This is a genomic window from Arthrobacter sp. Cr_A7 (assembly GCF_029222765.1).
Lineage (GTDB): Bacteria > Actinomycetota > Actinomycetes > Actinomycetales > Micrococcaceae > Arthrobacter.
On record NZ_JARHXQ010000102.1, the window covers coordinates 1 to 21133 of the forward strand.

A 21133-nucleotide genomic window follows, 5' to 3' on the forward strand; every position below is an offset into this window, starting at 1 on the left:
CCACCTTGCCCGAGACGCCTGCCTTGCCGGAGTCCCCGCGGGATGCCGCGGCATCCTCAACGCCGGGCGTGCCAAAGGTGGCGCCGGGGTTGACGGTGCCGCGCCAGGCACCGCTGGCGTAGCCTTCATCCTCAATGAACTCCTTGAACCGCTTCAGGTCTGCTTCGGCCTGCCGGTCCACCACATTGAGCTTGTCGCCCACCTTCTCAATAAGTCCTTCGGGCTCGTACTCGAGCGTCAGCTGGATGGAGGTCTGGCCGCCGCCGATGTCCTCGAACTCGACAACGCCCGCGTTGGTGGCGCCTTCCGTAGCTGCCCAGGCAACCTTGCGGTCCGGTACCTGCTCAAGAATCTTCGCTTCCCACTGCCGGCGGACGCCGCCGATTTCGGCAACCCATTCCAGCCGGTCGTCACTGAGCTGGGTGACGCTCTTGACGCCGCCCATGAAATGCGGGAACTCCTCGAACTGGGTCCACTGGTTATAGGCCGTGCTCACCGGTACGTTCACCAGAATGCGTTTTTCCACCTTCGTGCTCATAACGTCTCCTTTACTTGTCACCGGGAACTGATGAGTCGGTAAAAATCATCAGCATGCTTACCAACATACCTTTTGGGGGCGCTGGTTTCCAGAGCATGGGAAAGACGACGGCGGCGGTGCCTTCCGAGGTGAGGTTCCGGTCAGTGCCGCTAGGGTGAGCCCGTGAAGGGCGGGATGTAGCCTCTGCCCTCGCGCCGGTACCGGCGTTCACCGGAGCTGTAGTTCTCGCCGTCGGCCGTCTCGTCCGACTCTCCTTCCAGGTCCACCAACCCGCCGGTCTGGTCGAAGGGGTGCTCAAACCGGTTGTAGGGCCGGGGCTCTGCCTCAGCCTCTCCGGCGCTTGTGCCGGCGCTTGTCTCCGGAACCGGACCGGCGCCTGCAGCGGTACCCGCAGTGCCCGGAATCGATTCGCGCCAGGCTCCGGTGGCATGGCCCTCGTGCTCGATGAATTCCTTGAACTTCTTCAAATCGTGTTCCGCCTGCCGGCCCACCACGTGGAGCAGGTCGCCAACCTTTTCCACCACGCCTGCCGGCTGGTACTCCAGTGTGAGTGCCAGTTCGGTCCTGTTCGCGCCGGCATCCCGGAATTCGACTTTTCCGGAGTTGGTTGCTCCTTCGGTGGATGCCCAGGCCACCCTGCTGTCCGGGACCTGCTCAAGGATCTTCGCTTCCCATTCCCGGCGGACCCCGGCGATGTGCGCCACCCACCGGATGAGGTCGTCGCTGAGCTGCGTCACCCTCTCCACGCCGCCCATAAAATGCGGGAAATCCTCGAACTGGGTCCACTGGTTGTAGGCGGTGCTGACCGGTACATCGACCACAATCCGTTTCTCCACTTTCGTGCCCATCATGTCTCCTTTGACTGAACCGAATTGATGGGAAAACTGAGGTCATCAGTAGCTTCACGATAGACCCGCCGGAACCCCCAAACCAGCCCGACGGCGGCACCTGGCAGGGTGCCGCTGTCGGGTCCGCCGTCGGGGTTGCGGAGGGGCGTGTCAGTGCAGATGCGTGCCGATCAGCGCCAGGTTCTGAATGACAGCAAAGCCCGAACTGCGCGGCCGTGCCGCGGGCAAAGGGCATGCCGGACGGCAGGACTTATGAGCTCTTCTTGGCTTCAGGCGTCTCGGGCACGTCCGCACCCTCGGCAGGATCCTGGGTGTGGACCCGGATGTCTGTGGGGTCGGCGTCCGGATCGCCCTCGGCGGGGGCCTCGTTATGGACGCGCTGGTCCTGCAGTGGATTTTCGGTCATGGCTGCTCTGCTCCTCCGGAGGACACGGTGGACATGGTGGGGACTGCGATAGTGATCATTGAGCGCTTCCGGAAAGGGCCTGTCAAGAACCTTCCGTCCGCTCTGGCCGGGGCCGTCCTTCTGTGCTGGACTGGTGATGCACTGAGCACCAACCGCCGCCGCTGGTTCGGTACAGCGGCGGCACCTTTTCCAGACGAACATGGACGGCCGGCGTGACCGGCCAGTGGAAGGAAACACTCATGGCACCGTTCAAGATCGGATACTTCGTGGGGAGCCTGGCTACCGGCTCCATCAACCGGGTTCTCTCCCAGGCGTTGATCAAACTGGCTCCGGAGGACCTGGAGTTCACGGAAATCCCCATCAAGGACCTCCCCTTGTACAGCTACGACTACGACGCCGACTTCCCGCCCGAGGGCCGCGCCCTCAAGGAGGCCATCGAGGGGTCCGACGGCATCCTGTTCGTGTCCCCGGAGTACAACCGGTCCATCCCCGGCGCACTCAAGAACGCGATCGATTGGGGCTCCCGGCCCTGGGGAAGCAACTCGTTCGCCCGCAAGCCCACCGGCATCATCGGTGCCTCCGTGGGCAGCATCGGTACCGCGGTGATGCAGTCCTCGTTCCGCAGCGTCCTCAGCTTCCTGGATGCCCCGCAGCTGAATGCTCCGGAAGCCTACATCCACTACAACGCCGACGTCTTCGGTGAGGGCGGCGAGGTCAAGGACGAGGGGACCGCCAAGTTCCTGCGCCACTACATGGACGAGTACGGGGCCTTCGTGGCCCGCGTCCTGGCTGCCAACGCACCCGGCCACATCGGCGACCTCGAGCACGACTCCGCCAAGCTGACGCGCTAGCTTCCGCGCAATCCCGGGACATGCAGATGCCCGCCGTCCCAGCGACGGCGGGCATCGGTCTTTCGGCTGGTGGCCTCAGTCCAGCGGCAGGGTAACGGTCACGCTGGTGCCCTGCCCCGGCGAGGAGCAGATGTCCACGCTGCCGCCGGCTTCGTGGACAGCCACGGACATCAGCCGCAAGCCGTAGCCGTGGTGGCGCCCACAGGTGGCGAGCCTGCTGTCAAAGCCCGAGCCGTCGTCGGCCACTACAAGGCGGATGCCGTGGTCCACCGCGGCAAGCTGGACGGTAAGCTGCGATGCTTCCGAGTACTTGTAAGCGTTGCTGAGCGCCTCGCGGGCGGACTGGTAAAGCAGGGACGCGCAGTCCGCCGGAATCTCGATGCCCCAGTGCGGAGTATCCCAGCGGACCGCGGTCCCTTGCTGACGGAGGGGCACGGTGAGCCGGTCGATGCAGCCGGCAAGCCCCAGGGTGTAGAAGTCGAGCGGATGCTGATCCGTGAGCACGCCTCCTACGGCGGTTACTTCATCAAAGGCTAATTCGTTTCCCATGACGTCCTGCTCCCCACAAGCTGTTGGTCCTTATGCGTCCAGCATGGACCTGCAACTGCGGGGGTCAGCAAAGTTTTAATCAAGATCGCATCAATTCTGGGTGCGGCATCCGGCCCTGCTGGTTGTGCTGCTTTAGGGGCAAGGAACGACGGCGGAGCGCCGGCTTCCAGCCGCACCCCGCCGTCGATTTTTGCCTGCTTAGTCGCTGCCGGCCGGGAGGCCCTGCCGGGCCAGGTCCTCCACCACCAGGCGGGCCAGTTCGGTGGCGCCGGCGCGGTTGGGGTGCAACGTATCGCCGGCCATGAACAGGGCCAGCGTTGCCTCCGGACCGATCTCCGTAAAGTAGGCCGAAGCCAGGACATTCAGGTCCACCAGGTGTACGCCCTCCTCCTGAGCCAGGGCCACGGTGGAGTTCCGGTACCAGCGGTTGACGGAGGTGTGCACGCCGTCCACAAAGTCGGTGGCGCGGCCCTGCGGGGTCACCAGCACCGGGGTGGCTCCGGTGGCCGCCACCTGCCGGACCATGTCCCGCATAATCTCCTTGAACTCCGCCTCGGTGGTGGCGTTCTTGGCGGCGGTATCATTGATGCCCATTTCCAGCAGGAACAAATCGCCGGGCTTGATGTACTGCAGGATGGCCTCGAGCTGTCCGTCGTTGCGGAAACCGCGGGCGATCTGGCCGCCCGTGGCCATGTTCCGGACATCGAACTCCTCCGGATCCACGTACTGCGGCAGCATCTGGCCCCAGCCGCCCTGCACGCTGGATTCCAGAGGGTAGTAGCTGGCCACGGTGGAGTCGCCGCCCACCCAGATGGTCGGGTCCATCTCCGGGTGGCGGGACACCTTCTCAATCTCCAGCGCGCTGAGGGTGAAGGCAGTTCCCACCTTGCCCTCGCTAACCAGGAGGTTGAGCTGGCCGTCCAGGACCGGGAGTTCGAAGGAGGCAGTGGCACCGTTGCCGGTCAGGTTCATCTCCTGGAACACGCCTTCGGCGGCGATGCTGGCCCTGGAGGTGTCACCCAGGGTGACGGTCACCTTGTACAGGCCCTCCTTGAGGTCCACGTTGAACGTGTTGGCGCTCTTGGTGCCGAACTGGAGGAAACGGACGGCGTCGCTTCCCGCTCCGGTGCCCTTGGCAGGCACGTCCACCATGTGCTCCGGAGTGTTGAAGCCGTAGCGGGTTTCGGGGCTGTAGGCGTGCGTTGCGCTGACGCCGGTGTAGCCGTCTTCCACCGGGCCGTTGCCGAAGTCGAAGCGGTAGTTGCTGGGCTCGGCACTGGCTTCCGGGGCTGCCAGGGTCAGCCCGGCGCCGCTGAGCAGCACGGCTGCGGCCAGTCCGACGGCGGTGGTCCGCTTCGAGGTTTTGCCCGGCTGTGTGGGCATGGCGGCGCTGATGATCAAGGTCATCTCCTTTGATGGGGTGGGGGCTGCCCGTGGGGCTGGGGAGCCGTTTTTGTAACGATTCATCGCGATGCGTTACAGCATTTGTAACAGCGCCTGCTGTTCGGAGTCAAGAGATTTTGTGCGCTTGATGTTTGGTTTTGGTTGGTCCTGTCACGCGATCACCAGTGCGGCTGGTCGCGCGGGAGTCTGCGGTTGTAATCCTGACCCGCGTGGCGGCTTTTTGCCCGTCAATTTTTGTCCGGCATATTCGCGGGCGTATCGGAATCGGGAATGTGGTCGAGCAATATTGGAATGAGTGTGCGCTGCGCCGCATTTTGTACGGCGCTTCTGATGGCGCTCCTCGCAGCGGAATGAAAAGCAGCTGACGGTGCACAACACGCGTGTGACCTGCGACTACGTCACCGGCCGAAGCCGATGGCGGCCTCGAGAAGGCGAGCGAAAAATCGTAAAAGAAATGCCATATTTGCGAACCTCAAGAATCACTCAACCTGTGCCAAGGAAAGCCAATTTGCCCTATTTCATTGGATAGGCTCAGGAGCGCATTCCGCAGACCTTACAAAAAAGCCATCCGTCGGGCTTGCGTCACCGAATGCACTATGAGTACGTCAATACGGGATGCGGGGCATGCATGGTGGAGCGCGGTGTTGCCGTGGTGGTCGAGGACGACGACGACATCAGGTCCGCCCTGACGGAGGTGCTGCAGCAGTCCGGGTTTGCCGTGCACTCGACGTCCTCCGGCTGGGCTGGCGTCGAAGCGGTCCGTACCCACAATCCGGACATCGTCACCATGGACGTGGGGCTGCCGGACTTTGACGGGATCGAAGCGTCGCGGCGGATCAGGACGTTCAGCGACGCCTACCTCATCATTGTCACCGGCCGGGTGGACGAGGCCGACGCGCTGATGGGATTCGAGGCGGGTGCTGACGACTACCTCACCAAGCCGTTCCGGCCCCGGGAATTGCGTGCCCGGATTGCCGCGATGCTGCGCCGGCCCCGCACCCTGCAGGCCGCTCCCGCCGAGCGCCCGCAGGGCAGGCGCCGCCCCGGCCGTCGCCAGCCCCGGCAGCTGTCCGAACATCCCCAGGCGGCCGCTGCCGTTCAGCAGCCGGACGACGGGCCGGACGTTGCAACGCCTCCGGACCGCTGCGACTTTGCCCACCGGGGGTTAACCCTTCATGAAGGTTCCCGCCAGGCCGCCATCGACGGAGTGCCGGTGGACCTGACCCGCACCCAGTTCGATCTCCTGCTGTTCCTGATGGAGGGCGGCCGGACGGTGCAGAGCAAGGTTGACCTGGTCCGGCGCCTGCGCAATGAGCCTTATGCCACCGGGTCCTTCGTCAGCGCCGGTGAGGAGCGTGCCGTGGAGGTGCACATCGGCAACCTCCGCAAGAGGCTGGGCGACAATTCCGGCCGTCCCCGCTGGGTGGAAACCGTCCGCGGGGTGGGCTACCGCATGACGCCGTAGACAGGACGAATTTCCACCCGTCCGTTCCGGCGTACCCTCGTACAGGAGCCGGAATCCGTCCGGTCCCGCGGAGGGGTGAAGGATGTCCTGGGAAACCGTCGCCGGAATCGTGGCAGGGGTGCTGCTGGCATACGCCGTGCTCCTGTTCCTCCTGTGGCTCTACGCACGCCGCCACCCGGAAACCGTCACCATGAAGGACGCGCTGCGGCTGCTCCCGGACCTGTTGCGGCTCATCCGCAGGCTGGCCGCGGACCGCACTGTCGCCGTCGGAATCCGCGTCCGGCTGGTGCTGCTGCTGGCTTACCTGCTCTCACCCATCGACCTGGTTCCGGACTTCATCCCGGTGATTGGCTACGCGGACGACGCCGTCATCGTGGCGCTGGTGCTGCGCTCGGTCATCAAGCGCGCAGGTGCCGACGCCATCCGCAGGCACTGGCCCGGAAGCCCTGCGGGACTGGACGTCATCCTGAAAGCGGCCGGTCCGGTTGCGGGACCGCGGTAAATAAATACAAAACCTTCGGCGCCTTTCCAGCCGAGGGCTGTTAGCGTGGAGGCCCGGCCAATGAAGGAGGAGCGATGACCATCAACTCACCCGATTCCCTGCCTGAGGACGAGCCCCGCGAGGGTGCAGCAGGTACCGAAGGCAAGAACGACGGCGGGATCCCCAAGGGTGGCGATGGCATTGGCATCTCAGCCGATGCCGAGCCGAACACCTTCGAGCCCGAAGAGGATCCGGACGCCACCGAGGAGCCTTAGCCGGCGGCTGCCGGCCCGGCGGCTGGGCTAGGACCTGCCGGATTTCCCTTCGACGCGCGGCCCGCTGGATTCGCGCGGAATCAGCGTGGGAATGGACTTCCGAACCCGCGGTTCCGAGCCGGGCTCCATGATGAGGTCGATGGCGGTCCTGGCGATCTGGTCCAGGTGGACGTGGACCGAGGTCAGGGGAGTGGGGAGCCGTGACGCCAGGGGCGTGTCGTTGTAGCCCACCAGTGCCACATCGGCGCCGATCCTCAAATGATGCCGGTGGGCCGCTGACATGATTCCCATGGCGATGTTGTCGTTTGCGGCGAACACGGCGGTGGGGCGGGCGGCCGCGTCCAACAGGGCTTCGCCTGCTTCGAACCCGTTCTCAATGCCGTAGCCGCCCGCAATGACCCAGTCCTCCCGGGGAACAATGCCTGCCTCGTTCAAAGCCCTGCGCGCTCCGGCCAGGCGTGCAATGCCGGTTGAAGTGAACGACGGGCCGGTAACGACGGCGATGTCCCGGTGCCCGAGGTCGATCAGGTGGCGGACGGCAAGGTAGCCGCCAACCTCGTCATCCCCCAGGGCTGAAGGACTTGCGCCGTCCGTGCGGAGGACCAGCGCGTGCGCCACGTTGCGCTCGCGCAGCAGCCGCGGAAGCTCGTCGTCGAGCCGTGCCGTGGCAAGGATCAGCCCGTCAACGTTCCGGTCGAGCAGTGTCTCGGCAGCGCGGCGTTCATCGTTGGGATCGTCGCCGCTGGTGGCCACCATCGCGAAGTATCCGCGGGCGGCCGCGGCACGCTCGAGTTCTTCGAACATGAGCGCCATGACCGTGTCGCTGAGGCGGGGGACCAGGACGCCCAGGGTCCGCGTCTCGCCGCGGCGCAGGCTGGAGGCAAAGGAGTTCCTGCGGTAGCCCAGCTCTTCGGCAACTTTCCGGACGTGCGCGGCGGCAGCGGAACGGGAAGCGGTCCGCTCATCCAGGGCGCGGCTGGCGGTGGAAATGCTCACGCCGCTGGCTGCGGCAACGTCCTTCAGCGTGACGATGGTGCCCGGCGTGGCCCGTTCCATGGCGGTTCTCCTCTTCCTTGGCGGTGTACAGACACTCTATTCCTGAAATCTGCAAACGTTCTCTTGACAGTGGCCTGTGACACGGCGCACAATGAAAACGTTCCCGCAAACGTTCTCATCCGAGAAGAAACATCGCGGGACTGCCGACCATCAAAGAAGAGAAGAAGGTAGCTGCAATGACACTCGATCTCCGCGGACTCAGCCCCGCACCTGTCACCCCGTTCACCGAAGATGGCGCTGTCGACTTCGCTGCGATCCAGCGTCTGGGTTCGTGGCTCGGATCGATTGAGGGTGTGAAGAGCCTCGTCGTCCTGGGGCACGCCGGCGAAGGCACGTTCCTTACTGAAGAGGAGCAGCTGGACGTTATCCGTGCGTTCGTGGCCTCGACCGACGGCCGTGTACCGGTCGTGGCGGGCATCACGAAGGAAGGCAACAAGACCGCGGCCCTCGAGGCCAAGAAGGCCGTCGAGGCCGGCGCGTCCGCTGGTCTCGTCTACCCCTCGCACGGGTGGCTGCGCTTCGGCTACCAGAAGGGCGCCCCGCAGTCGCGCTACCAGGAGATCTATGAAGAGTCCGGTCTGCCGCTGATTCTCTTCCAGTACCCCGACAACACCAAGGCGACCTACGACCTCGAGACCCAGCTGGAGATCGCCGGCCAGGAGGGTGTCTTTGCCACGAAGAACGGTGTCCGGAACATGCGCCGGTGGTACACCGAGATCCCCGCGCTGCGCGCCGCGTATCCCGAGCTGCAGGTGCTGTCCTGCCATGACGAGTACCTGCTGCCGACAATGTTCGATGTTGACGGCCTGCTCGTCGGCTACGGCAACATCGCCCCCGAACTGCTCGTCGAACTGATCGAGGCCGGCAAGGCGCAGGACTACCCGCGTGCACACGCAATTCATGAGCGGCTGCTGCCCGTGACCAAGAACGTTTACCACCGCGGTTCCCATATGGAGGGCACCGTCGCCTTGAAGTGGGGCCTCGTGAACCGCGGCATTCTGGACCACGCCACGGTCCGCACCCCGCTCCTGCCCCTGCCCGAAGGCGCCGAAACCGAAATCGCGGAAGCCTTCGCCGCCGCAAACATCGGCAAGGTCACCACCACCGCTGCCGTCTGACCCCACCCATCACGGGTCCTCACGGGTGGCGGGCCCCTTTGGCCCGCCGCCCGTGCCCCAGCTTTTACTCTCCATCCCGGGCCAACGCACGCCCCCAGCAATGTCGCTGTATAAGGAGGACTCGCAGATGCGCGAGCACAATAGGACCATCACCCATCCCGGATCGACGGAACAGAAGATGGCTGCACCGCACGTACACCCCGCACCGGCAGGAACCGGAAAGCGCCGGACGTTCCTGGGCTACCTTGCCCTCATGGGCCCGGCCTTCGTCGTCGGAGCCTGGCAGTTCGGACCCGGCAACCTGACCACCGCAGTCCAGGCCGGCAGCCGCTTCGACTACAGCCTCGTCTGGGTCATTGCGGTCTCCACCATCCTGATGATCTTCTTCACGGACATGAGCGTCAGGCTCGGCATCGCCACACCCACCTCCCTGATCTCCTCCATCAAGGACCACCTCGGCAACTGGGTGGGCGTCCTGGCAGGATTCGGCGTCTTCGGCATCACGCTGATGTTCTCCGTCGGCAACGCCGTTGGATCCGGCCTTGGCCTGTCCCTGATCTTCGGCGGCTCCCCGGTCCTGTGGACCGTTGTCTGCACCGCCGCCGTTGGTATCGTCCTGGCCTTCAAGAATGTCTACGGGATCGTCGAAAAAGCCCTTCTGGTCATCGTCGTCCTCATGGGCATCGCCTTCATCGCCAGCACCGTGGTGGCACAGCCCGACTGGTACCGCTCCCTTGAAGGCATGGTTCCGCAACTACCGGCGGGAAGTGAGATCCTCATCGTCGCGCTCGTGGGCACCAACTTCTCCATCAACGCCGCCTTCTACACCTCCTACGGCATCAAGGAACACCGCCGCACCCGTGCCGACTACCGCGACATCACGCTCGTCGACACCATCCCCGGCATCGTCGCCCCCGGCATCATGACGGCCCTGGTCATCATGGTCGCCGCGGCAGTCCTCGGCAAAACCGGAGCCGAAGCCGGAACCATCAACGCCCTCGCCTCCATCTTCACGCCCCTGGCAGGCCCCGTCGGTGCAATGCTCTTCGCCCTCGGCCTCTCCGGAGCAGCGTTCTCGTCAATGATCGCCAACGCCACCGCCGGCGGCACCATGCTCTCCGACGCCATGGGACGCGGCGCCAAGGCAGGATCGCCTGCCGCCCGCATCGTCACCGCCATGATCCTCGCCTTCGGCCTGATCATCACCCTGTCCTTCCAGTCCTCACCGGTGGCCCTGATCGTCATCGCCCAATCCCTGACCGTACTCATCGCCCCCATGCTGGGCCTGCTGATCGTCATCATGGCCAACAGGCGCTCCGTCATGGGCGATCTCCGCAACAAGTGGTGGCACAACCTCTTTGGAGCCATCGGCCTCATCGCCATCGTCGCTTCCTCGATCAGGCTCATCACCACCCTGATCGGCTAGAAGGCCAAAACATCCAGACCCTTGAGTAGTGCCCAGCCTTATGAAGGCGGGGCACTACTCAAGGTTTAATCAAGATTTGCGCAAGCGGACCGAAACGGTCTGGAACCGAGATTACTGGCGGGTAAATTTCTACCTGTTTCCACGTTATTTCCCCCAACACGGAAGCAAAGGAAGCCCCCGCGCTGGAGCCCGACTCGCGTGGGGGCTTCCGCCCAAACGGACGAAGGGGGTGCAGGAACTGCCGCCCACTTTCCCTGGTGGACGCGATCAATGGGTTTCCTGCATTAGCGGGGGGTCGATCCTTTCAGACCATGCGCGTGGTTGCTATCTTGTGTCGATGGACGCTGCCATTATCGGTCTCCTTGGTGCTTTGCTCGGCGCGGTTCTGACTTATGCCTTCAACCGCAAGAATGCATGGGACACCCGACTTCACGAGACGCGCATAGAGGCGTACCGGAACTTTGCAGCCGGCTGCCATGGAGTACAGACGTGCGGTTATGGACGAGTGGTTCGAGGGCCACGACGTGGATGAAAAGACAGTGGACGATGACGTTCACCGCGCCCGTGGTTCCGCCTGGTCTGCGTACTACGGGGTGGGGCTACTTACTAGCGACAAACGCATAGCCGAGCTGGCTCGTGAAGCGCTCACACGCATCACCGCATTGAAAAAGGTAGAGAGCCGGAAAAGCTTGAATGTGCTGGGCGAAAGCTGCCGGGAAGATGTCGAAATATTTGTGGAAGCAGCGCGCGCGGATGTCCTGTCGCGTGGCGTGCGGAGGCGATCTTCCTGAAACCCCGGGCGGCGTGGAGACTCATCCGGTGGAAGGAAGGGCTGTGGGCGCTGTTTGTGCTGGTCGCAGCGTCGGCCATGGCGTGCGGCTTGGCTGACAGCTTCAGTTTCCTGGTGCGTCCGCCAACATATGTTGAAGGGCACCGCATGGTCCTGCTCGGAGCGATCGCATTTGCCGGGGCATCCGTGTGGGCTGCCTTACAGCGCAGGTCCCTCCACACGATCATCTCGATGGCGCTTCCCGCCGTCGTGGTTGGAGGGCTGGCCATCCAGATGCCCGACAGCATCCTTCAAAACGTCGTCGGGCTGGCCCTCATACCCATCGCACTGGCCATGATGCTGCTGGAGATCCAGGCTCCCGGACCTACTGATCCTGCTTACGTCGCACCATCTCGTTGATCCAGCTGGGCGCGAACGGGGACGTGCAGCCCGGAGGGGTCGGGTACTCCTTGAGGACCTCCAGGCGCTCGCCGATCTCCAGGGCACGGGCGCGGTGCGCGGCGTGCTCAATCCCGATCTGCGCCAGGCACGTGTTCATGGCCCACTGCAATCGATCGGGAGCGCCCTGCATCTCCGCCTCGATGATGTCCAGCAGGCCATCAAGGTCGAGGCCCTCGGGCTTCTTCACCACGCGTTCGCTGGTGAGGGCCCAGCCGGCACTGGCCACTATCGGGTCCGGATCGGTGAACCAGGCCTGCCGCAGTTCCTCGGCGTGCGGGCCCTTCTTCACCACGTAGTTCACCAGCCAGTCCTGCACCTTGGGGGACCGAGCTTCGCGCAGCATGGCGTCCAGCTCGTCCCGTTCGAACGCCTTCGGCCGGCATACCAGCAGTGCCAGCAGCCTGGCCGCCGTGTCGCCGGTCGACCAGAGCTGGCGGGCCAGGTCATGCTGGATCTTGAGCCGCTTCGCGATGGCGCGCAGCTTGGCCAGGTTCACGCCGTGGTCGTCACCGTGCTTTTCGTTCACCTCGCGTGCCCTGGGGTCCTCGAGCGCGGCGAGCTCGGCCATCAGCTCAGCCACCTGCGGGTCGGTCAGCGTCTCGGCCACTTCGGTCTCCTGTCCATTGCGTCTGGAGCCAGCCTAAGCCCTACCCGAAACGTTCGGCAGTGGTGCCGGCGGAAGCCCCCGCACGCCTCAGCCGCAGCTCCGCCCACAGTGTGAGCGCTCCGTAGGACACGAGGGCGAGCAGCACGAGGGTCACGAACGCCCACGCGGCAGGCCGCTCCCAGTGCACGTCGGAACTGCCGACGGCGACCGAGGCCAGGATGAATACGAGGCTGACCAGCTGGGCGGCAAAGAGGACGCGGTAGCTGCTCCACCGGCGGTCCACCACCATGGGCGCGTTCACGAACCCGGTGAGGCTGAGAACCGCGCCCAGCGTCCGGGCGGTCAGCGGAGTGAGGTCCCAGCCCCAGCTCTGAATGAACAGCGCCGGGAACAGGAACATCACCAGGCCCGTCAGGGTGGCCACGCCGCCCACCCCCACCAGCGCCCGGGCAACGTGGTCCGGGATCAGCACATCGTGCGGCCCGGGCAGCCGGGGATCCGCGCGGCGCTGGGCGAGGGCCGCCGCGGCCACGAGGAACGGCGTGGACGCGTAGAGCACCGCCCAGGCGAAAAACGAGAGGTTCCGCGTAAACAGCCCTTCATGCAGCGCGGTGGCGATGCCCAGCAGTCCCGCGAAGACGAGGACGGGCAGGAATCCCCGCCGCACGCGGTGCCACTGGCCCGTCCGGAGGACGGCGGCGAAGAAGATGATCCCGCCGATATACGCCGAGCCCAGGATCATTCCGGTGAGGGGCGGCCTGATGGGCCAGGCGAACAGTTCCGCGATGCGGCCCGGAAGGAAGACGAGGATGGTGGCGGCGATCAGGAGGAACGGCAGGATGAAGGCCGCCAACCACCGTACCGGGCGCAGCACACGGTCGGTCCCGGCGACCGACTCACGCGTAGGCATTGGCGAGCACCTCCGTCAGCGGCAGGGAACGGCCGCGGGAGGCGCCGTCGTCGAACGTTCCGCCCAGCCCGCCCGAACGCAGGGCCTCAACCACCGGTCCGTGGAAGGAGGCGACGGCGGCATTGAACAGGCCCGTCCGCTGGCGCAGCGCCTCCGCGGCGCCGGCCAGCTCGCCCGCGCGGGCCACGTCGCCCTGCCTCGCCGCGACGGCCACCAGTCCTTCGAGGCCGTACGCGATGCCTTCGTCGTGGCTGAGGCCCGCCGAGATCTCCAGGCCGCGCGCGAAATCCTGCGCGGCGCCGTCGACGTCGTCCTGCAGCATGCGTGCCCAGCCCCGGTGGTGCAGGGCGATGGCGATGCCGAGGGGTTCGCCTTCCTCGCCCGCCAGCGCGAGGCTTTCCTCAAAAGTGACGCCGCTGCCTCACCTTCGCCAGCGACGAGCAGCACGCGTCCCATGGTGACGAGGGACATCGCCTCGCCCCAGCGGTCGCCGCCCGCGCGGAAGCGGTTGAGGCTGCGTTCCAGGTCGCCGATGGCCCCTTGGACGTCCGGGACTGGGGCAGCGAGCCGCGCCAGCGCGGCGGATACCAGCGCAAGCGCTTCCCCTGAGGCATCGCCGGACCGGGCGAAGAGCTGCGCGCTGCGGGTGAGGCCGCCCACGAGGTCCACGTCCTGCTGCTGCCAGAAGGCGACGGCCCGCGTGAAGTACAGGGCGATGGCCTCGGCGCGGCTGGAGAGGGTCTCACCGCGCGCCGACGCTTCCTCCAGCAGCCGCGTCATCCAGAGCCGGACCTGCCCCAGCAGCCCGCCGAGCCAAAGGTAAAGGTAGAGCGACCAGGCGAGTTCGGCGGCGCGGTCCCACTGCCCTTGGGCGGTGAGCCACCCGACGGCCGAGGCGAGGTCGGCCCGCTGGAGTGTGAGGCCGACGAGCCAGCGGCCCTGGTCGCCGGTGCGCAGGCCGTGCGCGGCCGTGTGGGCGAGGCCGAAGAAGTACTGCGCGTGGCCGTCGCGGGCGGCGTCCCACTCGTCCTTCGTGCTGAGGGAGGCGGCGAACGAGCGGACGGTGGCCAGGAGGGTGAAGACGCTCTCGCCGCCGACATCGCGCTGGCTCACCAGGCTGGACTCCACCAGGGCGTCGAGGGCATCGAGGGCTCCCTCGCCCACCAGGGCCTCCGCCGCGGCCAGGGTGAACGGGCCCGTGAAGACGGCGAGCCGGGCCAGGGCGGCGCGGGCGGATGCCGGCAGGAGGTCCACGCTCCACAGGATGGTTCCGGTCAGGGTCCGCTGGCGCTCCGGCAGGTCCCGGGCGCCGCCGGACAGCAGGCCGAGTCCGGTGCCGAGCCGCTGCAGGATGGATTCCGGGGTGAGCGTCCGGATGCGCGCTGCTGCCAGTTCGAGGGCGAGCGGAACGCCGTCGAGGGCACGGCAGATCCCCAGCACCGCCGCGCAGTTGGCCGCGGTCAGACCGAAGTCGGGCCGCACCGCGCGGGCACGCTCAACGAACAGCGCCACGGACGGGATGCCCGCGGCAGTTTCAGGTGCGGGCCGGGCGTCCTCCGCGGGCACCTCGAGCGGCGCCACCTCGTAGGTGCGCTCCGGGCGCACGCGCAGGGGAGAGCGGCTGGTAACCAGGAGCGTGAGTTCCGGCAGCGCCGAAATCAACTTCATAACGACGGCGGTGGCGTCCAGCACGTGCTCCATGTTGTCGAGCACCAGCAGGAGCCGGCGGCCCTCCAGCGCCGTGACCAGTTTGTCCTCCAGCGGCCCGTCGCCGGCGTCGCGGACGCCGAGCTCGTGCGCGATGGCCGCCGGAACGAACTCCGCCGAACGGACGGATTCGAGCATGACAAAGACGACGTCGGCCCCCTCCTTGGCGATTTCCGCGGCCACTTCGATGGCGAGCCGTGATTTGCCGATTCCGCCGGGGCCTACCAGCGTTACGAGCCTTACGTCGGGGCGGTCCAGCAGTTCACGGACGGTGGCGATGGCGCCGGCGCGCCCCACGATGGCGCTGTACGGCGCAGGCACTCGCCCGCCGTCGTAATGCTGTGCCGGCGGTTCCTCCGCGGCCGGGCGACTGGCGTCGAACCGCTCGGCGAGGAGGACGGCGAGGTCGGCGCGGACCAGGTCGCCGAGTTCCTGCGGGTCGCCGTACCTCTTGTAGGAGGCGTCGTCGTCGTTCCGGATGCGGTCCAGCAGCCCGTCCAGGCGAGGCTCGCGCGTAACGCCGTCCTTGACGTAGATCAGCTTGGGCATGCCGGCGGACAAGGCGTACTCGTCCTCGAGCCCGGACACCTCCTCCCCGGGTGCCACCCACCCGTAGCTCCCGCCGTAGATGCCGACGAACACGTCGCTTTGCGCGAGGTAGGAGCGGTACAGGGAGCGCGGCGGGTGGGGGCGGGCGCCGAGCTCAAACATGACCGGCGCCAGGTGCAGCGATTCGACGGCCTCGCGCACGGCGCGGCGCTCCGGCTCGAGCTCCCGCAGGGTGGAACTGACGAAAACCCTGATGCGCTGGTCGGGTGTGCGGATCGACACCGCAGGTGCGTCCATCTACGCAGTTTGGACCACGACGGCGGGCCGCGTCCACCACTTTCGGCCCCGGCGTGCCCCCTTCAGCCCTAGTGTGCCGCGCCGAGCTCGATCAGCAGGACGCCGCCTATGATGAGGCCGAGCCCGAGCATCATGACGGGAGTGATGGCTTCCTTGAAAAAGACCCGGCTGGCCAGGGCGGTCAGTGCCACGCCGGCGGCCGCCCAGATGCCGTAGGCGACGCCGAGGCTCATGCCCTGGTCCAGGGTCAGGGTGAGGAGGGTGAAGGCAAGGAAGTACCCGACGGCAACAGGGATGTACCAGCGGCGCTTGCCGGTGGAGGCGACGCGCAGGAAGAGGGTGGCGGTGACCTCGGTGAGGATCGCCCCTGCCAGAAGCAGCCACATCATGAGCGGGCCATTTCTTTCTCGGGTTCTTGTGCCGGTTCTTTGTGCGACCCCAGTTCCACGCAGAGCACGCCGGCGATGACCATGGCGACGCCGATCATCATCACCGGGGTCAGTGCCTCGCCAAAGATGAGGGCGGCCAGCAGGACCGTTAGCGTCACGCCCAGCGCGGCCCAGATGCCGTAGGCGACGCCGAGTCCCAGGCCTTTGCGGAGGACTGCTGCGAGGAAACCGAAGGAAGCGGTGTATCCGGCAACAACCACAATGAAGAAGACAGGATTATCCAGCGCCGCTTTCAGGGAGAGGGATGCCGTCACCTCACTCAGGATCGCGCCGGCGAGAAGAATCCACTTCATGTAAACAGTCCTTGATGATCGGTTGGGGCTTGGTCCCCTGTTGGGAACACCGCTGATGGCGCTGGTGTTCCCGGGCTTCCCACCCGGCTTGGCCCTTGGGAAGCCCGGGGCGCTGGTTAGGCCTGGGGGACCAGTTCGGAGCCCGCGATGGCGGAGCTGCCGAGGTCACTGCCTGTGAGGGCCTGGCTGGTGTTCAGTGCGTTGGTCCACGTATCAGTATCGGCTACCGCTGCCCAGTTCGAGTTCAGCAGGGTGAGGAGTGTCGTGTGCACGGTCTTTGCATCGGCGAAGCCTGCGTCGTTGGCGAGGTTGATGGCGCCGGTGGCGTCGGAGAGAACCTCTGTGGTGAAGCCAAGGAACTCTGCCTCAACGGCGGAGGCGAGCACGCAGTTGTTGGTCATGTAGCCGGCCAGGGTGACCGTGTCGACGTCGTGCTGCCGCAGCCAGTCGGCGAGGTCCGTGCCGGCGTAGACGGAGCCGTACTGCTTGACCAGGGACTTCCATTCGGCGGTTTTGCGGCGCTCAATTTCGGGGTGCAGCTCGAAGCCTGGCGTGCCGGGCGCGAAAACCGGAGCACCTTCACCTGCGGTGTGCTGGATGACGGCAACGGGAACGCCCGCGGCGGTGGCGGCGTCTATGGCTTTTGCGATGGCGGGCAGGGATTCCTGGTGCGGCGGGTACTGGATTTCGAGGGGGCCGCTGAAGTACTGCTGCTGTACGTCGATGAGGATGAGGGCGCGGCGGGGGGTGCTCATGTTGATGGTTCTCCCTGTTGGTTTTGTGGGCTGCCTTGTGGCGACTTTTCCAGTCTTCCGGTTGCCGGTGCACGCCAACAGTGGCACGAAGGCGGATATACGATGGATTCGGGCCATTGTGGCGGAAGGGGCAGTTTTGAGGATCGCGGTGTACGCCTTTGATGGCGCGACGATGTTCCACCTTGCCGTTCCGCAGATGGTCTTTGATGAGGTGGCCCGTCAGGGTCTTGCCGATTGGAAGACTGTTCTTTTTACTGACCAGGAGGGCGGTATTACAACCGCCGAGGGCTACCGGCTGGGCGAGGTGAAGGGGCCGGAAGCCGCGGAAGAGGCGGATGTAGTGGTGGTTCCGTCATGGTTCGACGACGGGCGCGTCCCCAGCGACTCGCTGCGGCAGGTGCTCCAAGGGGCACATGCTCGAGGGGCGCCCATATTGGGGTTGTGCCTTGGCGCGATTCCAGTGGCGGACGCGGGTTTGCTCGCGGGGCGTGGGGCGGTCACCCATTGGCAGGCGTTTGATTCCCTTGCTGCGCGGCACCCCGATGTCCCGCTCGACCGGTCCGTGCTCTATATCGACCACGGTGACGTTCTGACCTCCGCCGGCACCGCCTCGGCCTTGGACGCCTGCCTGCACCTGGTCCGCGCCCGGCTCGGGGCGGAGGCGGCGAACCAGGTGGCACGCAGCCTGGTGATCGCTCCGCACCGGGAGGGCGGACAGGCGCAGTACATCGAGCACCCGGTGCCGGAGCGCTCCACGGATGATCCGATCTCGCGCCTGCTCGAATGGGCTCTGGGCCGTCTGGGTGAACCCCTCACGATTGACCGACTTGCGGCGCAGGCGCACTTGAGCCGCCGCACCTTTGTCCGCGCCTTCCGGGCAGCAACGGGGACAACCCCGGCCGCCTGGATCCGCGCTCGCCGACTTGATGCCGCCCGGCGGCTTTTGGAGACCACCGACCTGTCGATAGACCAGATCTCCGCCGACTGCGGGTTCGGTAACGCCGTGACCCTGCGCCAAAACTTCGCGGCGGCCTTTTCCACGACCCCCACGGAATACCGGCGGCGGTTTGATACTCGGGTTGGGTGACGGCTCGGGCGGACGCGTGCCCGAAGCTGTCAGGCTCAGGCTTAGGACTTCCCTGAAGGGCTGTCTGGCAATTGCGGATTAGGTTCTATCCTGACGCGTTTTTGGCAGTCGCCTGACGTCAGGTTGGGGTGTGATTCAACCAGACCGTGTGCTGCCTCGGCGGATCCGTAAACAGGGGTCGCTAGCCGCAGGTTCGGGCGCCGAACGGGAGGCGCGGGTCGACGTTCTGGGCTCTGGGTACGAAACCAATAGTCCAGATTCTCCCATCCTAGGTCCCCCGGTTGCGGAATTGGCCCTCGGGACAGTTGAAACGAACACGCACTCTGCTACTGGCTTACGGCAATTGGTCATCCTTAGTCGCTGTAACAGCACGGGTCCATTGGCTGTGACTCCTTACCTAGACGGAGAACTCCAGTAACGCTCCAGTAACGCGGTCTAAAGATAGTGGGGCCAGGAGATCTGCCAGCAAGAGAGGCCTATTGTGCATCGGAGCGAAGTTCGCACCCTTACTAGCTTTTTACTCGTCATCGTACTTTCCGGATGTTGGTGGACGAATGGTCCTCCCACGCCGCCAGTTCCACCTAACGAAAACGGTGCGGCATCCGTAAATTTCACAACCATCATCAGGGCGGGAGGTGCACCAAAATGCACTCTCACCACAACGTATAAGTACGAACCGATATCACCGAAGGCAAATTCCGAAGGATCTGATCAGGCGCAAACGCACCAAGAAAGTCAAGAAGTAAACGCTGGCACGGGTACTTGCAGTTTTCAGGATTCTGCATTGAACCTGAAACAGGGCAGGTGAGCGAATAAGCAGCAGTGCTCTTGGCGGTTGTAAAACAGATCTTCACGCAAGGGATCAATGTCGTCATATTGCAGAATGGAAACTTCAGTTAAGCGGGTCAGGCGACTAATAAGCGTTCGCGATCAACTGAGCCGAAGTGATGGGATCGTGAATTATGAAAAAAATTCGGTTTGCTGCAATTACGGCTAGCTTGTGCATGCTTCCTACTTTGCTGACTGGCTGTATTTTTGACCCCGTAAAGGATGCTGTTGATGTAGCAACAGCTGAAATCGAAGAAAGCATCACTGCAGTTGAACGGGAGTCAGGTGCATGGAGAAATGAGCTCCCGCAGTTGACCGAAGCCCTTACCTCCGCCGCTCAGGATGCACTGGCACAGGGCAAGGCGGATGTTGAGCAGGTCTTAACGGGCACAACAAACTCCGTGCGGTCACTCGCCGAGGACACGATAAAACTATCGGGACTAACCGCTGAGCAACTCGTAGCCAGCTTCGGCGCCGAAGTCCGCTGCAACCTCGACTTTGCTCGGACACGGGTGTCCGCCACCTTGCGCCAATTGTCCGATTCCTTGAAATTCTGGAAAGAGAACGACAAAAAGCTCCCGCCGCCACCGGCTCACTCCGTGTGTCAGCTGACGCCGAGCAGTGTCGAGGCAAGCGCTTCAGGAGAGGGACAGTGGGCGATGACTTTTCCGGCTAACAGGATCATTGGCATATACGGCTACGACTTCACCAGCACGGCATTACCAGGCGTCGAGCTCCGCAATGCCTCAGACGTGATGGTCCGCGAAAGCCGCGTATCTGTCGCTTACGTGACGCGCTACCAAATCAATCTTGATTTTAGCGGTGAGACTTTTGAGCAGATCGCAGAGGGATACAAGTTTGTACTCAGGTGGCCCGACAATCCCGAGCCTAATGCGTTGTCTATTACACTAATTCGTCCATCCGACATCAAGATCACGGCCGTCAACTTCCCAAACAATAATCCACGCGCCCGGGTCGATGTGGTGGCACCCACAGTCGAGATAACTAACATGGGAGGCCAGCCCAGTGGCGATCTAGTCGTGACATGGAAACCCGGCCCTGAGGACCCCATACGAAGCCAGCAGATCACTCCTGTTAGAGCAGGTGAAAAGCGCCTCGTGGCCATGCCTACCTATACCTACCCGCACGCCGGCAGATTCGCGTTTACGGTCAACGCGGGAGGCCTAAACAGTTGGAACGGTGAACTGAACGTCACCCCGTATGCGAACCTTCCGTCCGAAGCCTTTATCGACCTCAGCGGCGAGTGGCCGGGTGGGGGCGGAGACCGCGGCAAAACAATGGCGTTTCCACGCCCAGCAGCCCAAGTACAACTGGAAAAGGACTGCGAGTTGGATACGTCAAGAGGGGGCGGGAGTTTTGAAGTAGAGGACATCGATCACCCGGAGAGAAAGTACACCATTTCCTTCCCGGCGGGATACAACTTTGACTTCCGCGAAGGCACTTTCTGGCGGTCACTTCAGAGCGTTTATGCTTCGTTTGATCCCACCGGTTCGACCCCTCATGCAGAAGCGCAGGTCACCCTCAAAGGACTCGGTGGGCATGGAATATTCGCTTCACGCGGGCCAGAGCGATTCAATGCGCGCTTCACGGTATTCACCCTCTGCCCAAGCAAATAGCTGACAAATACCGCCTGCCTGCGTTGAACCAGAAGGACAGAAGCAAACGTCGCTGATGCCCAAGTCATCCTCCCTTTCGGCTAACTTCAAACTCTGAGCCGTCCATGGCTGGGGTCAGTCAAGTTATCCATGGCTGGAATTGGGAGCCGTCGGGGTAGCTCCCTGGCTGCAGTAGCGGTGGACAATTTATGAGAATTATCCCCCCTGTGGTCGGCTGGCAACCCTTATGCACCGTCGGAACGGAGATTAACTCCTACTGCTTCCGCAGCCAGGGCGGAAGCATTTGTCAGATTGGGGTGTAGTTCCTTTTGTTGCCGAAGATATCGGGGCGCAAGGGCTTCTGGGCCCCTTGTCTGCTGATCCCGA

Annotated in this window: 22 protein-coding genes; 10 read left to right on the forward strand and 12 right to left on the reverse strand. The window is 64.5% G+C overall.

Features of this window, described 5'->3' with window-relative positions; all coding sequences use genetic code 11:
- From P2Q66_RS06155 to P2Q66_RS06165, 3 genes are all read right to left on the reverse strand, one after another.
- On the reverse strand, positions 1–538 hold a 538-nt coding region (locus P2Q66_RS06155; RefSeq protein ID WP_275726385.1), incomplete at its 3' end, for an SRPBCC family protein.
- A 149-nt stretch (positions 539–687) separates the two neighbouring features.
- A complete protein-coding gene (locus P2Q66_RS06160; protein WP_275726432.1) occupies positions 688–1386 on the reverse strand; it encodes an SRPBCC family protein in 699 nt (232 codons plus the stop codon).
- Positions 1387–1636: 250 nt separating this feature from the next.
- On the reverse strand, positions 1637–1792 hold the full coding sequence (locus P2Q66_RS06165; RefSeq protein ID WP_176156718.1) for a hypothetical protein: 156 nt from the start codon (positions 1790–1792) through the stop codon (positions 1637–1639).
- Between the two features lie 239 nt (positions 1793–2031).
- On the opposite strand from P2Q66_RS06165, the gene P2Q66_RS06170 reads away from it, so the two are divergent.
- On the forward strand, positions 2032–2643 hold the full coding sequence (locus P2Q66_RS06170; RefSeq protein WP_079595196.1) for an NADPH-dependent FMN reductase: 612 nt from the start codon (positions 2032–2034) through the stop codon (positions 2641–2643).
- 75 nt (positions 2644–2718) lie between these two features.
- Here the strand turns inward: P2Q66_RS06170 and P2Q66_RS06175 are convergent, their stop codons facing one another.
- Together P2Q66_RS06175 and P2Q66_RS06180 are read right to left on the reverse strand one after the other, a co-directional pair.
- Positions 2719–3192: an ATP-binding protein gene (locus tag P2Q66_RS06175; protein WP_115523711.1), complete on the reverse strand. Its 474-nt coding sequence runs from the start codon at positions 3190–3192 to the stop codon at positions 2719–2721.
- Positions 3193–3390: 198 nt separating this feature from the next.
- Positions 3391–4593 (reverse strand): GDSL-type esterase/lipase family protein, encoded by a 1203-nt coding sequence (locus P2Q66_RS06180; protein WP_275726388.1) that lies wholly within the window; start codon positions 4591–4593, stop codon positions 3391–3393.
- Positions 4594–5224: 631 nt separating this feature from the next.
- Here P2Q66_RS06180 and P2Q66_RS06185 point away from each other — a divergent pair.
- From P2Q66_RS06185 to P2Q66_RS06195, 3 genes are all read left to right on the forward strand, one after another.
- Positions 5225–6061 (forward strand): response regulator transcription factor, encoded by an 837-nt coding sequence (locus P2Q66_RS06185; protein ID WP_275726434.1) that lies wholly within the window; start codon positions 5225–5227, stop codon positions 6059–6061.
- Between the two features lie 82 nt (positions 6062–6143).
- On the forward strand, positions 6144–6563 hold the full coding sequence (locus tag P2Q66_RS06190; RefSeq protein ID WP_079595193.1) for a YkvA family protein: 420 nt from the start codon (positions 6144–6146) through the stop codon (positions 6561–6563).
- Positions 6564–6637: 74 nt separating this feature from the next.
- Positions 6638–6817, forward strand: coding sequence for a hypothetical protein (locus P2Q66_RS06195; RefSeq protein WP_079595192.1), 180 nt, complete (start codon positions 6638–6640; stop codon positions 6815–6817).
- A gap of 27 nt (positions 6818–6844) precedes the next feature.
- Here the strand turns inward: P2Q66_RS06195 and P2Q66_RS06200 are convergent, their stop codons facing one another.
- Complete coding sequence (locus tag P2Q66_RS06200; protein WP_275726390.1) at positions 6845–7873, reverse strand: LacI family DNA-binding transcriptional regulator; 1029 nt, start codon at positions 7871–7873, stop codon at positions 6845–6847.
- 176 nt (positions 7874–8049) lie between these two features.
- Here P2Q66_RS06200 and P2Q66_RS06205 point away from each other — a divergent pair, with 176 nt between their 5' ends.
- From P2Q66_RS06205 to P2Q66_RS06220, 4 genes are all read left to right on the forward strand, one after another.
- Positions 8050–8991 carry a dihydrodipicolinate synthase family protein gene (locus P2Q66_RS06205; protein WP_115523716.1) on the forward strand — a complete coding sequence of 314 codons (942 nt, stop codon included), beginning with the start codon at positions 8050–8052 and terminating at the stop codon, positions 8989–8991.
- Positions 8992–9118: 127 nt separating this feature from the next.
- The gene (locus P2Q66_RS06210; protein ID WP_275726393.1) at positions 9119–10417 is read left to right on the forward strand and encodes an Nramp family divalent metal transporter; all 1299 of its coding nucleotides are present in this window, start codon (positions 9119–9121) and stop codon (positions 10415–10417) included.
- A gap of 497 nt (positions 10418–10914) precedes the next feature.
- Positions 10915–11208, forward strand: coding sequence for a hypothetical protein (locus tag P2Q66_RS06215; RefSeq protein WP_275726395.1), 294 nt, complete (start codon positions 10915–10917; stop codon positions 11206–11208).
- Positions 11209–11297: 89 nt separating this feature from the next.
- Positions 11298–11606 carry a hypothetical protein gene (locus tag P2Q66_RS06220; RefSeq protein ID WP_275726397.1) on the forward strand — a complete coding sequence of 103 codons (309 nt, stop codon included), beginning with the start codon at positions 11298–11300 and terminating at the stop codon, positions 11604–11606.
- On the opposite strand, the gene P2Q66_RS06225 is transcribed toward P2Q66_RS06220, so the two are convergent.
- The 6 genes from P2Q66_RS06225 to P2Q66_RS06250 all read right to left on the reverse strand — a co-directional run bounded on the left by P2Q66_RS06225 (position 11572) and on the right by P2Q66_RS06250 (position 17215).
- On the reverse strand, positions 11572–12216 hold the full coding sequence (locus tag P2Q66_RS06225; protein WP_275726435.1) for a DNA alkylation repair protein: 645 nt from the start codon (positions 12214–12216) through the stop codon (positions 11572–11574). The genes P2Q66_RS06220 and P2Q66_RS06225 overlap by 35 nt on opposite strands.
- A 79-nt stretch (positions 12217–12295) precedes the next feature.
- Positions 12296–13165 carry a hypothetical protein gene (locus tag P2Q66_RS06230; RefSeq protein WP_275726399.1) on the reverse strand — a complete coding sequence of 290 codons (870 nt, stop codon included), beginning with the start codon at positions 13163–13165 and terminating at the stop codon, positions 12296–12298.
- Between the two features lie 15 nt (positions 13166–13180).
- Positions 13181–15718, reverse strand: coding sequence for a DUF4062 domain-containing protein (locus tag P2Q66_RS06235; RefSeq protein ID WP_275726401.1), 2538 nt, complete (start codon positions 15716–15718; stop codon positions 13181–13183).
- A gap of 68 nt (positions 15719–15786) precedes the next feature.
- Positions 15787–16107, reverse strand: coding sequence for an SMR family transporter (locus tag P2Q66_RS06240; RefSeq protein WP_104443410.1), 321 nt, complete (start codon positions 16105–16107; stop codon positions 15787–15789).
- A complete protein-coding gene (locus tag P2Q66_RS06245; protein ID WP_275726405.1) occupies positions 16104–16460 on the reverse strand; it encodes an SMR family transporter in 357 nt (118 codons plus the stop codon). The genes P2Q66_RS06240 and P2Q66_RS06245 overlap by 4 nt, the downstream gene beginning before the upstream one ends.
- Positions 16461–16576: 116 nt before the next feature.
- On the reverse strand, positions 16577–17215 hold the full coding sequence (locus P2Q66_RS06250; protein WP_275726406.1) for an isochorismatase family protein: 639 nt from the start codon (positions 17213–17215) through the stop codon (positions 16577–16579).
- A 136-nt stretch (positions 17216–17351) separates the two neighbouring features.
- Between P2Q66_RS06250 and P2Q66_RS06255 the strand changes: the two genes are divergently transcribed.
- Positions 17352–18302 carry a helix-turn-helix domain-containing protein gene (locus tag P2Q66_RS06255; RefSeq protein WP_275726408.1) on the forward strand — a complete coding sequence of 317 codons (951 nt, stop codon included), beginning with the start codon at positions 17352–17354 and terminating at the stop codon, positions 18300–18302.
- Positions 18303–19264: 962 nt separating this feature from the next.
- Positions 19265–20767, forward strand: a complete 1503-nt coding sequence (locus P2Q66_RS06260; RefSeq protein ID WP_275726409.1) for a hypothetical protein — start codon at positions 19265–19267, stop codon at positions 20765–20767.
- The last annotated feature ends 366 nt before the right edge of the window (positions 20768–21133 follow it).

Bases quoted from the DNA above. Each gene is read 5' to 3' on its own strand.
- P2Q66_RS06160 (WP_275726432.1), bottom strand. From the start codon at position 1,386: ATGGGCACGAAAGTGGAGAAACGGATTGTGGTCGATGTACCGGTCAGC.
- P2Q66_RS06165 (WP_176156718.1), bottom strand. From the start codon at position 1,792: ATGACCGAAAATCCACTGCAGGACCAGCGCGTCCATAACGAGGCCCCC.
- P2Q66_RS06170 (WP_079595196.1), top strand. From the start codon at position 2,032: ATGGCACCGTTCAAGATCGGATACTTCGTGGGGAGCCTGGCTACCGGC.
- P2Q66_RS06175 (WP_115523711.1), bottom strand. From the start codon at position 3,192: ATGGGAAACGAATTAGCCTTTGATGAAGTAACCGCCGTAGGAGGCGTG.
- P2Q66_RS06185 (WP_275726434.1), top strand. From the start codon at position 5,225: ATGGTGGAGCGCGGTGTTGCCGTGGTGGTCGAGGACGACGACGACATC.
- P2Q66_RS06190 (WP_079595193.1), top strand. From the start codon at position 6,144: ATGTCCTGGGAAACCGTCGCCGGAATCGTGGCAGGGGTGCTGCTGGCA.
- P2Q66_RS06195 (WP_079595192.1), top strand. From the start codon at position 6,638: ATGACCATCAACTCACCCGATTCCCTGCCTGAGGACGAGCCCCGCGAG.
- P2Q66_RS06200 (WP_275726390.1), bottom strand. From the start codon at position 7,873: ATGGAACGGGCCACGCCGGGCACCATCGTCACGCTGAAGGACGTTGCC.
- P2Q66_RS06205 (WP_115523716.1), top strand. From the start codon at position 8,050: ATGACACTCGATCTCCGCGGACTCAGCCCCGCACCTGTCACCCCGTTC.
- P2Q66_RS06210 (WP_275726393.1), top strand. From the start codon at position 9,119: ATGCGCGAGCACAATAGGACCATCACCCATCCCGGATCGACGGAACAG.
- P2Q66_RS06215 (WP_275726395.1), top strand. From the start codon at position 10,915: ATGGACGAGTGGTTCGAGGGCCACGACGTGGATGAAAAGACAGTGGAC.
- P2Q66_RS06225 (WP_275726435.1), bottom strand. From the start codon at position 12,216: ATGGCCGAGCTCGCCGCGCTCGAGGACCCCAGGGCACGCGAGGTGAAC.
- P2Q66_RS06230 (WP_275726399.1), bottom strand. From the start codon at position 13,165: ATGCCTACGCGTGAGTCGGTCGCCGGGACCGACCGTGTGCTGCGCCCG.
- P2Q66_RS06235 (WP_275726401.1), bottom strand. From the start codon at position 15,718: ATGGACGCACCTGCGGTGTCGATCCGCACACCCGACCAGCGCATCAGG.
- P2Q66_RS06240 (WP_104443410.1), bottom strand. From the start codon at position 16,107: ATGATGTGGCTGCTTCTGGCAGGGGCGATCCTCACCGAGGTCACCGCC.
- P2Q66_RS06245 (WP_275726405.1), bottom strand. From the start codon at position 16,460: ATGAAGTGGATTCTTCTCGCCGGCGCGATCCTGAGTGAGGTGACGGCA.
- P2Q66_RS06250 (WP_275726406.1), bottom strand. From the start codon at position 17,215: ATGAGCACCCCCCGCCGCGCCCTCATCCTCATCGACGTACAGCAGCAG.
- P2Q66_RS06260 (WP_275726409.1), top strand. From the start codon at position 19,265: ATGAAAAAAATTCGGTTTGCTGCAATTACGGCTAGCTTGTGCATGCTT.